The organism is Burkholderia sp. BCC1998 (assembly GCF_905339875.1).
Classification (GTDB): domain Bacteria; phylum Pseudomonadota; class Gammaproteobacteria; order Burkholderiales; family Burkholderiaceae; genus Burkholderia.
In genome coordinates, this window is sequence record NZ_CAJPHE010000115.1 from 1 (window position 1) to 296 (window position 296).

Annotated in this window: 1 protein-coding gene; it reads left to right on the top strand. The window is 57.8% G+C overall.

All coding sequences use genetic code 11. From position 1 onward, the window contains the following. Window positions 1-107 precede the first annotated feature (107 nt). Window positions 108-296 (top strand): carboxylesterase family protein (locus tag U5A56_RS37030; protein ID WP_321927440.1); only part of this gene is annotated, 189 nt, incomplete at its 3' end.

Genomic DNA, 296 nt, shown 5'->3' on the forward strand with positions numbered 1-296 from the left:
CGTTTCCTAACTTCATGTTGGCAGCGGTCGAGTCGCCGGGCGCTAGCGATCGGGCGTGTGCCCGCGCGCCGGTCCAATGACTGATATTCACTTAAGGAATCGAGATCGTGAACATTGCAGTTGAGCAAGACAAAAATATTGGTGGACATGCCGAGGACTCGTTTAAGGTCGTCGAGACCCAGTACGGCAAACTGCGCGGCCGTGTGAGCGATGGACTGGCGTCCTTTCTAGGCGTTCGATACGGCGCTAACACTGCTGGAGCGAATCGGTTCATGCCCCCACAGCCCGTGACGCCC